The organism is Acidipropionibacterium jensenii DSM 20535 (assembly GCF_000425285.1).
Taxonomy (GTDB): Bacteria; Actinomycetota; Actinomycetes; order Propionibacteriales; family Propionibacteriaceae; genus Acidipropionibacterium; species Acidipropionibacterium jensenii.
On record NZ_AUDD01000043.1, the window covers coordinates 1 to 9,848 of the forward strand.

At 68.0% G+C, this 9,848-nt stretch carries 10 protein-coding genes, 1 tRNA gene and 1 pseudogene; 3 read left to right on the top strand and 9 right to left on the bottom strand.

Translation table 11 applies throughout. The features are described from left to right. Positions 1-198: pseudogene (locus H590_RS19250) on the bottom strand (IS1380 family transposase); the annotation flags it as partial. A gap of 282 nt (positions 199-480) precedes the next feature. Between H590_RS19250 and H590_RS0113275 the strand changes: the two are divergent. Continuing rightward, complete coding sequence (locus tag H590_RS0113275; RefSeq protein ID WP_028703899.1) at positions 481-1,443, top strand: L-lactate dehydrogenase; 963 nt, start codon at positions 481-483, stop codon at positions 1,441-1,443. A 129-nt stretch (positions 1,444-1,572) separates the two neighbouring features. Here the strand turns inward: H590_RS0113275 and H590_RS0113280 are convergent, their stop codons facing one another. From H590_RS0113280 to H590_RS0113295, 4 genes are all read right to left on the bottom strand, one after another. Then, complete coding sequence (locus tag H590_RS0113280; protein ID WP_028703900.1) at positions 1,573-2,502, bottom strand: hypothetical protein; 930 nt, start codon at positions 2,500-2,502, stop codon at positions 1,573-1,575. Positions 2,503-2,553: 51 nt separating this feature from the next. Beyond that, positions 2,554-3,519 carry a CbtA family protein gene (locus H590_RS16880; RefSeq protein ID WP_051238644.1) on the bottom strand — a complete coding sequence of 322 codons (966 nt, stop codon included), beginning with the start codon at positions 3,517-3,519 and terminating at the stop codon, positions 2,554-2,556. A 186-nt stretch (positions 3,520-3,705) separates the two neighbouring features. Next, positions 3,706-3,924, bottom strand: a complete 219-nt coding sequence (locus H590_RS0113290; protein WP_028703901.1) for a CbtB domain-containing protein — start codon at positions 3,922-3,924, stop codon at positions 3,706-3,708. Positions 3,925-4,241: 317 nt separating this feature from the next. Next, positions 4,242-5,204, bottom strand: coding sequence for an L-lactate dehydrogenase (locus tag H590_RS0113295; RefSeq protein ID WP_036982607.1), 963 nt, complete (start codon positions 5,202-5,204; stop codon positions 4,242-4,244). A gap of 270 nt (positions 5,205-5,474) precedes the next feature. Between H590_RS0113295 and H590_RS16885 the strand changes: the two genes are divergently transcribed. Further along, positions 5,475-6,818, top strand: coding sequence for an MFS transporter (locus H590_RS16885; RefSeq protein ID WP_051238645.1), 1,344 nt, complete (start codon positions 5,475-5,477; stop codon positions 6,816-6,818). Between the two features lie 57 nt (positions 6,819-6,875). Here H590_RS16885 and H590_RS0113305 read toward each other — a convergent pair whose 3' ends face one another. Both H590_RS0113305 and H590_RS0113310 read right to left on the bottom strand, forming a co-directional pair. After that, a complete protein-coding gene (locus H590_RS0113305; protein ID WP_028703903.1) occupies positions 6,876-7,130 on the bottom strand; it encodes a hypothetical protein in 255 nt (84 codons plus the stop codon). Between the two features lie 112 nt (positions 7,131-7,242). Continuing rightward, positions 7,243-7,316: transfer RNA gene (locus H590_RS0113310), tRNA-Ile, on the bottom strand. A 190-nt stretch (positions 7,317-7,506) separates the two neighbouring features. Between H590_RS0113310 and H590_RS0113315 the strand changes: the two genes are divergently transcribed. Further along, positions 7,507-8,478 (top strand): lactate/malate family dehydrogenase, encoded by a 972-nt coding sequence (locus H590_RS0113315; protein WP_028703904.1) that lies wholly within the window; start codon positions 7,507-7,509, stop codon positions 8,476-8,478. Between the two features lie 21 nt (positions 8,479-8,499). Here H590_RS0113315 and H590_RS0113320 read toward each other — a convergent pair whose 3' ends face one another. Together H590_RS0113320 and H590_RS0113325 are read right to left on the bottom strand one after the other, a co-directional pair. Further along, the gene (locus H590_RS0113320) at positions 8,500-9,486 is read right to left on the bottom strand and encodes a Gfo/Idh/MocA family protein (RefSeq protein WP_028703905.1); all 987 of its coding nucleotides are present in this window, start codon (positions 9,484-9,486) and stop codon (positions 8,500-8,502) included. A gap of 9 nt (positions 9,487-9,495) precedes the next feature. Continuing rightward, positions 9,496-9,848: IS481 family transposase (locus tag H590_RS0113325; protein WP_028703906.1), on the bottom strand; the 353-nt coding region annotated here is incomplete at its 5' end.

The following is a 9,848-nucleotide window of genomic DNA, read 5'->3' on the forward strand; positions in this document are numbered from 1 at the left end:
CAGGGCCAGATCGCACAGGATCTTGCCCGGGTCATGGACGGTCAACGGTGTGGCCCACCGGGCCAGGGCCCTGCTCAGTTCCCGGTCCAACCCGGAGGCGCGGATCGTCTCGACCAGCAGCACCCCACCGGCCTGACCCGCTGCGGCCACGGGCGCGGCATCGACATGAACACGCGGATACGACCCGGTAGCCTTCACCTTGGGAGTGCTCCTCGACCTTGACGGATTCGGACTCTATACAAGCCCTATCCTGCCAAGTCAGGAGCACTTTCGCCTACCCGGCGACCACACCTCCGGCACTCACCGATGAAACGCCGAGGCTAGAGTGTCAGCAGGGTCGACCCGCAGCCCATCGCGCCGGTCACCGCGTCAACCTGTCGGAACCCCAGCTGATACCAACTTGCCCGATTCACCCCGATTCACTTCACTGAAATTCACTGCACTGCACCCCAAGAGCGTGCTGACCAGGAAGGCGTCATCATGAGTTCGTCAATCGAGTCCAGGAGGCCGTCGAAGGTCTCGATCGTCGGGGCCGGGAGCGTGGGAAGCTCGATGGCCTACGCCTGCCTCATCAGGGGGTCGGCCGATGTCGTCGCCCTCTACGACATCGCCAAGGAGAGGGTCGACGCCGAGGTGGCCGATCTGGCCCACGGCAGCGAGTTCGTGCCCTCCCGGGTGATGGGCGGCGGGGACGTCAACGAGACGGCGAACTCCGATGTCGTCATCATCACCGCCGGCGCCCGCCAGAAGCCGGGCCAGAGCCGCCTCGACCTGGTCGGGGTCAACGCCGGGATCGTCTCCAGCCTGATGAGCCAGCTCGTCCCGCAGTCCCCCAATGCGATCTTCGTCATCGTCACCAACCCCTGCGACGTGCTGGCCGTGGTCGCCCAGCAGGTCTCCGGGCTGCCGGAGAACCGGGTGTTCTCCTCGGGCACTCTGCTGGACAGCTCGCGGTTGCGCTTCCTCATCTCCCAGTGGGCCGACGTCACCACCCCGAACGTCCACGCGGTGATCGCCGGGGAGCACGGCGACTCGGAGTTCCCGGTGTGGTCCACAGCCAACATCTCCGGCGTCCCGATCCGCGACTGGACCGTCGACGGCGAGCAGACCTTCACCCAGGAGGTGCTCGACGACCTGGGCCAGGAGGCAGCGCTGGCCGCCTACAAGATCATCGAGGGCAAGGGAGCCACGAACTACGGCATCGGTCTGACCGGAGCCCGGCTCACCGAGGCGCTGCTGGGTGCCGGACGGTGCGTGTTGCCGGTCTCGGCGATCGTCCATGACCTCTACGGGATCGACGGCGTGGCCCTGTCACTGCCCCGCCTGGTCTCCCGCGACGGCATCGGCGACACCGTGCCGATCCCCCTCATCGACTCCGAGGTGACCGAGCTCAAGGCTTCGGCCGAACGCCTCCACGAGACCCTGCTGGCCATCAAGAGCTGACTCGGGGTTGCCGCCGGGGCATCCCCCACAGGGATACCCCTGAGTGCCCTCCACGGGGTCACCCCCGGGGCTCCCTCACGGGATCTCCCCCAGGTGCCCCGGCCAGCGGTTCGAATGGTCCCGACTGTCTCAACGATGAGGGCAGTCGGGACAGCACAGCGCGTCGGTCCTGGCCAGCGGCATCAGCCCGCAACATGCCGGACGCCGGAACCCGGCCTCCCCCGGACCAGACGTCGCCCGCGGCTCCAGCGCCCGCCAGAGCCGCTGCGCCAGCTCGATCCGGGCGCCATCGGCATCCTCCTGGCGGGCCAGGGTGCCCAGTGAGCTGGCGATCGCGCTGCGCCCCTGAACCCGCGGGCACCCGGCGCGCTCCAGACGATCACCCAGCAGGACGGCCAGATCCACCAGTGCCGGGACCGGATCGACAAGGGACACCGCCGGATCTGCATCCTGCCGACGGTCGACATCCTCCGGGCGCTCTGCGCCCTCCGACTTCTCGAGACCCCCCAGCTTCCCGACACCCTCCGACTTCTCGACGCTCTCCGACCACCCTGCGCCGTGCATCCTCACCGCCCGCGACCACACCAGCAGATCGAAGGGGCCGAGGTCATCGGGGGCCTCGCACCCCAGAGCGGCCGGCCAGCCGTCAACCGGCCGGATCCCGTCGGCCGCCAGAGCCACGGTGGGGGCCAGCGTCCAGCCGACCACGTTGAGTGCCGTCAGCGCCCACGACGTGTGGTCGAGGAGGCGCGGGTCGCCGGGCATCCGGGCGGGATGGGCGGCCACCGCGCCGCGGCGTCGCTGAAGATTCTCCGGATCCAGGAAGTCCTGGAGGGTTCCTGGCAGGTCGTCGACGATCCGGCAGTGGTCCACCCTCGGCAGGTTGCCGGCGGCCGGTCCATGGCCACCAGGCGGCAGGCGGGCACCGGACCGCGCGGCATCCTCCCGGGACCGCGCGACGTCATCCCCGGAAGCGGTGCCGCCCGTCTCCACGTCGTCGGAAGGCGGCACGCGGCCCTCCCCGAGGGGGAGGGCCGCGTGATCGTGCGAGTCATTCATGACTGTCCATCTGGGTTGTCGGGAGTGACTGCCGCAACTGCGCTCGAGCCATCAGGCCGAGACAGTCTCCTTCTCGGCGTCCTTGACGCCGGCGGACTCGGACTTCTGGTGGCGAAGGTTCTTCGGCACCCAGGCCAGCATGGCGCCCATGATCCAGGCGCCGCCCAGCCAGATGATCGCCTGGGCGATCACCGAGTACATCCGGAACCGCGAGAGCACGTCGGCCGGGAAGCCGGGGAACACGATGGTGCCGTTTGTGTCGCGCAGGGCGAGCGGGGTCTCGGTGTTCACCGGGAGCGTGACCGCGTCCTCACCGGTCCCGTAGGTCACCGAGCTGCCGAAGTAGCGGGTGTTCTCGGCCAGCGAGCCGAGGCTGGGGAGCACGGCGAAGACGATGCACATCGCGGCTGCGAAGCACAGTCCGGAGATCATCACGGCGCTCCAGATGCTCATCCTCTTGGCCAGCGCGCGGCACACGTAGCAGGCGACGATCATCAGCACGATCGAGATGAGCACGGTGCCCAGGTACAGATTCCCGCGGGCGTGAATGGTCCACGGGTGGCCGATGGCCGGCGGGTTGGCGGGGTACTTGAGGGCCGGGACGACATAGACCGACAGCCATCCGAGAAGGCCGATCAGCAGCACGGTCATCTGGATGGACAGGCCGGGCTCTCCCTTGCAGATGTAGAGGACGATCCGGTAGGCGGCGGCCATCAGAAGGCCGAATGCCACACCGATGAGAATCATGCCGGTGGCGATGCCGATATTGCGCTGGATGCCGCGGGTGAAGATGTCGACGTCGGCCCCGGCCGGCGGGATGAGGCCGGTCTTTCCGGCGGCCTCGAGGGCCTTGTCGACGGTCTCCTGGACGGCGTCGCGGGCGCTCTCGTAGTCGATGGCGTTCTGAATGAGCGGCTCGACGAGGATGCGGGCGAAGATGAAGGCGAAGAAGCCGGCGATCGCACCGGCGAGTGCGCCGGTGCCGAAGATCCGGCGATTGGTGAGTCTGGAGAGCATGTGCTGTTTCCCTGTACGTGAAGGGCAAATGATGACAACCGGGAGCCGGGAAAGGGCGCACCGGAGCGCTGGCGCGACCCCTCGTGACTGCACAGCAGTCGCGGGAGAGGGCGTCAGAAGAAGGATCAGAGACCTGCGGGCCGACGGCCGGCAGGACAGGGCGGACGGTCCGAGGACCGTCTCAGATCAGTGGCAGGGGAACCCGAGGAAGTGACGGGAGTCGTGCACCCACTCGTGGATGTGCATGTCATTCCCGAAGACCGAGTAGGCGCCCTGGTCGACACCGATGAAGTAGTACAGCAGCAGAGCGACGACGACAGCGCCGATCACCCAGCCGAGGGCCGAATCCTTGGCCCAGTCAACAGCGCTCTCCTTGGACGGAGCAGCAACAACGGATGAACTCATGATCGTTCACACCTTTCCTGGGGGATACTTGCGTCCCCTCGTGGTAGGAACGTCTCCTGCGGGAGGTCTGGCTCGTCCCACCTTGTCGGTGGGCTTCACAGTGGCGCGACCGCGCCGGGTTCAACCGGCTTCCCCTCACATGAGGCTGAACAAGCATAACTCCGGCCCGCCGGATTCCCTCACCGGCATCATCTGTGAACGCGCCCCTTTGCACGGTGCTGCACACGGGCATTCGGACCGGCCGCGGCACAGCCCCGCCGGGGCAGCGGAATCACCCCCCCGCCGGGCCCCGATCACCCCTGCAGGAGCCCGCAGGATCACCCCCGCTCGGGCAGCGGCGGCATCGCCTCCTGCATGGTGCGGATGTGCTCCAGGGACGCGTCGAAGGCCTTCTTCTCGGCGTCGCTGAGATGGATGTTGACGACCTCCTGGATGCCGTTGACCCCGAGGATCACCGGCACCCCGGCGCAGACGTCGCGATGGCCGTACTCCCCCTCCAGCCGCACCGAGACCGGGATGATGGAGTGCTCGTCGCGCACGATGGAGGCGATGATCGAGCAGGTCGTCGCGGCGATCCCGAAGGACGTCGTCCCCTTGCCCTTGACGATCTGGAAGGCGCTGCGCTTGGCGTCGTCCAGCACCGTGTCGGGATCGACGCCGCTGGCCCGCTCCGGGTTGTCGGCGATCGCCTGGTCCAGCGGCTTGCCCCAGAAGGACACCGCCGACCAGGGCACCATCTGGGTGTCGCCGTGCTCGCCCATCGCATAGGCCTGGATGGACTGCTCGTCGACCGAGAAGATCCGCGCCAGTTCGAGTCGGACCCGCAGCGAGTCCAGGGCCGTGCCGGTCCCGATGACCCGGTCCCGCGGGAATCCGGAGAGCTTGGCGACCCGTTCGGTGATGACGTCGACCGGATTGGTGATGACCACGAAGATGCCGTGGAATCCGGCCTCCACCACCGCCGGGACGATGGAGTCCACGATCGCCGAGGAGCTCTGCAGCAGGGATCCGCGGTCCGCCCCCGGTGCCAGCTTGGCCGAGGCCGTGATGACGACGATGTCGGCGTCCCCGCAGTCGGTGTAGTCGCCGGAGGTCACGACGGTGCCGAAACTCTGCGCCGAGGCCGCCTGGTTGAGATCCATCGCCTGGGAGGCGGCGGCCTGGGCGTTGAGGTCGATCAGGACGAGGTCGTCCACCAGACCGGTGATGATGAGTTCGAAGGCGGTGGCGGTGCCGACCTGTCCGGTACCGACAATGGCGATCTTGGTGCGGGTGCGCATGGGACTCCTCGACTGGGACGACATCTCTGATCTGGAGTCTGCCCCTCCCATGAAACGCGGAGGTGACAGCGCCTCACCCCGAGGGCTCCCCCAATCCTTCCCGCCGCTGTTGCGGCTCCCGCAACCGCACATACCGTAGGGGCATGGGAACAGTCATTTTCATTGCAGTAGTTGTCGGCGGGGTCTGGTACTGGCGGAAGCATCGCCACTGACCGTTTCACCAACAGCGCCTCCTCGAACCAGCCGAGGAGGCGCGCACAATGGAGGGCGATGACAGACGCCCACCACGAAGATCCACCTCCTGACCCCCGCGGGACCGGCAGCGGCCGACCCCCCTCGGGGGTCAAGTCTGTCGGCACCCCACGCCGGGCCCGGTCACCGCTGACCGAGCTGGCGATGCCGATCTACGTCCCCTCCATCGTCTGGGCGACCTCCTACGGTGCACTGACGGCGGTGATGGTGCTGGCCGCCCTGCAGATCGGGTTCAGTCCGACTCTGGCCTCCGGGGTGGCCGGCATCACCGGGCTCGTCGGCGTCCTCACCGGGCCGTGGGTGGGCCGCGAGATCACCCGGTTCGGGGATCGTCCGGCATTCATCGTCGGCACCCTGGCCGCCGTCGTCTCCCTGCTCGGCGCTCTCGCATCGCTCTACTGGCCGGCGGCGTCCTGGTCGCGGACGGTCTTCCTGATCGCCATGGTGATCCTGTCGATCTCCAACAACATCTGGTCGCTGGCCCGGCAGTCCTATGTGGCCGAGTCGATCCCTGTCGCGATGCGCGCCCGCGCCCTGTCGATGCTGGGCGGGATGCAGCGGATGGGCCAGGTGATCGGTCCGGCGGTGGGCAGCGTCGCGATCGCCCGGTGGTCCTATCCCGGGTCCTTCTGGGTGCAGATCGTGATGGCGCTGGCCGCCCTGGCCTTCGTGCTGGCCTTCACCCTGCCGACCCCCGAGCATCTGGGTCAGGATGTCGAGGGGGTGCAGGGGAGCGACGACGTCGAGGCCCCGGTGCGCGACCATGCCGACCGCCGCGCCACCACCCTGCTGGCGGTCTCGGTGGTAGTGCTCACCATCGTGCGGACCAACCGCAACGTCATCATCCCGTTGTGGGGCCACGCCCTGGGGATCGCCCCGCACACCATCACCGCGACCTTCGCCGCCAGCGCCGTGATGGACTCCCTGGTCTTCTACCCGAGCGGGCGTCTGTCGGACCGGTTCGGACGACGCGCCTCCCTCATTCCGACCCTGGTGATCATGGGCGCCGGGTTCATCGGGATGGCGATGTGGCAGTCCCTGGTCGGGTTCGTGGTGTGCGCCTGCATCATCGGGCTGGGCAACGGCTTCGGTGCCGGAATCGTCATGACGATGGGGGCGGACCTGTCCCCGGACGTGGACCGCTCGACCTTCCTGGGCATGTGGCAGTCGGTGCAGCAGGCCGGAATGACTGCGGGGCCGTTCATCGTCGCCGGGATGGTCGCCGGCCTGGGGGTCGGCGCCTCGGTGTGGGTGACCGGCGTGTTGTCCCTGCTCGGGGTGGGATACGCCGTGGTCGCCGTGCCGAGGGCCTACGCCCGGATGGGGCTGGACGACCGGGGCCAGACCCTGGAGCACCGCTGATCTGCAACCGCGCCGCAGACGGCACCCGAACACGGACCACCGGTCGGCCCCGAGCTGTCAGGGGGTTGCGGCGAAGACTCGCTGGACCAGATACCTTGCCGACCTGAGCCCCAGGCGCGGTTCAGCCTCACGGAGCACCTTGATCGCCTCGACCTGCGACATCACAGAGACATCGACGACGCCGCAAGCCCACTCCAGCGCCTCTGGCTGCACATTCCCGCTCGCCGGGATGTCGACGCCGAAGATCGTCGAGAGTTCCTCGCGGGGATCCCGATGGTCTCCGAAGAGCTGACGTTCCCACTCCTGCATCATGTTCCTTCTCCTCCGAGATTCCGCCACACGGATACAGAAACAACAGAAGCCCCCACGTCCACCACGCATCAAGGAGATACGCTGCCGACGAAGGGGCTTTGCACGGGTTCGGTGGGCCTAACTGGACTTGAACCAGTGACCTCCGCCTTATCAGGGCGGCGCTCTAACCAACTGAGCTATAGGCCCGAACCACCGCCGGTCTCCCGGCTGCGAGAGAAGACGTTACCGCACCGCCGCGCAGCGGCACAAATCGGACATCCCGGCCGCTCGACGGTCTCAACAGCTGCCCCGGCCAACACCTCGCCGGTGCACAGGAGCATTCTGGGGGGTGGCGGCGACGAACGCAGCGCCGCCTCCACCAGAGAGGTACTTGAACATGGCGCACGGTCCGCATCTCGTCATCATTGGCGTGGGGCACGTCGGATCCGACGTCCTCACCTACGCCACAACCCTGGGCCTGTTCGCGAGGATCTCCCTCATCGACATCGACCAGGACGTCAGCAAGGGACAGGCCCTGGACCACCACCAGGCCACCGGCGTCCCGCCGATGCTGAGCACCGTCGTCGAGCAGGCCGACTACACCGCCTGCGCCGACGCGGACGTCATCATCGTGGCCGCCGGCCCGTCGGTCTCCCCGGCGGCCGCCGAGTCGGTCGGCACCGCCTCGCGCAACAGCCTCGCCGAGATCAACGCCCCGGTCATCCGCCAGGTGATGGCCGGCATCAGCGCCCACACCCATTCGGCGGCGGTCATCCTCATCACCAACCCCCTCGACGTCAACGTCCACATCGCGTCGACCGAGTTCGACTACCCGCGCTCGCTGATCTTCGGCACCGGCACCGCCCTGGACTCCGCCCGGCTGCGCCGAATCATCGCCGACCGGACCGGAGTCTCCCCCGACTCCGTGCAGGCCTTCATGCTGGGCGAGCACGGCGCCACGGCCTTCCCCTACCTGTCCCACGCCACCGTGGGCGGGCTGACCCTCCCGGAGATCTCGAAGATCCTCGACATCCCCGCCTTCGACCACGAGGAGATCGGCAAGGCCGTCGTCGACGCCGCCTTCGACGTCTTCTACTCCAAGAAGTGGACCTCCTCGGGTATCGCCCGGTCGGCCATCGCCCTGGCCCGCAACGTGGTGCTGGACCAGAAGGCCGTCGCCCCGGTCTGCACCGTCGCCGACGGCGTCCTGGGCTTCCACGGCGAGGTCTCGCTGTCCCTGCCGGCCATCGTCGGGGCCAACGGCGTGGAGCGTCACCTGGAGATCCCGCTGGACGACTGGGAGACCGAGCACCTCACGATCTCCGCCGAGTCGGTCCGCCGGGTCTACGACTCGGTCGCCGAGCACTGAGACCGACGGGGACGGCGTCTCTCAGGCGTCGGTCCCCGGGAAGTGGACGCCGATCTGGCGCCTGATCTCATCGAGGGTGCCCATGATCGCCACCGTCTCGTCGATCGGTTCCAGCTCGGAGTCCAGCCTGCCCTCGGCGATGTAGCGTTCGGCCGCCAGCGCCTCGTACTGCATGCCGCGGCCCTCCACCGGCGTCCGGTAGTCCTCGACCACCGTGCCGTCGGTGGCAACCACCCGGAAGCTGGTGGCGGTGTACCAGACCGGGTCGATCTCGATGCGGCCCCTGCTGCCCAGGATCACGGCGGTGTTGGACCCGGCTCCCCGCGACGAGGACAGGGTCGTCGAGACGGCCCCGGAGGCATGGGTCATCACGGTGGCCACCTCGGTGTCGGTGCCGACCTCCTGGAGACGCCCGACCGCCGAGATCGAGGTGGGCTCGCCGAGGATGTCCCAGATGAAGGAGACCGGGTAGACCCCCAGGTCCAGCAGCGCACCACCGCCCAGCTCGGGCGCGTTGAGGCGATGGGCGGGATCGGTGGACAGCGCCTGGGTGTGGTCGGCCCACACCGCCCGGATCTCACCGATGGCCCCCGAGGACACCAGCTCCCGGATGCGGATCATGTGGGGCAGGTACCGGGTCCACATCGCCTCCATCAGGAACACCCCGCGGGAGGCGGCCAGCTCCCTCAGGTCGGCGGCCTGGGCGGCGTCGAGGGTGAAGGACTTCTCCACCAGGGCGTGCTTGCCGGCCTCCAGCACCTGCCGGGTGTGCTCGGCGTGCAGGCCGTGCGGCGAGGCGACGTAGATGATGTCGACCTCTGGATCGTCCACCAGCTCCTGGTAGGAGCCGTGGACCCGCGCGATGTCGAAGGTGTCGGCGAAGGCGCGGGCGGAGTCCAGAGATCGGGAACCGACCGCGGCGACGTCCAGTCCTGCGGTGCACAGATCACGGGTGAACATGTGGGCGATGCCACCGGTGGCGAGGATTCCCCAACGAAGTCCAGTCATGCCCCGACCCTAGGTGTACTTCCCCGTGAGGTTGTGAACACGTTCTGAGGGGGTCTGGCCGCCGATACCGGTGTGGGGTCTGTGGTGATTGTAGTGATGCAACCATTCCGTGTAGGCCGCTTCGCGTTCAGTTTCACTGGTGTAGTCGCGGGCGTAGGCCCACTCGGCGGCCAGGGACCGGTTGAACCGTTCGACCTTCCCATTGGTCTGAGGCCGGTACGGCCGGGTCCACTTGTGACCGATCTTGGCGTCGTCGAGGACCTGGCTGAAGACCCGGGACCGGTAGCAGGCCCCGTTGTCGGTCATCACGGCCTTTACGGCGACCCCGATGGATTCGAAGAAGGTCAGAGCCCGGGTCATGA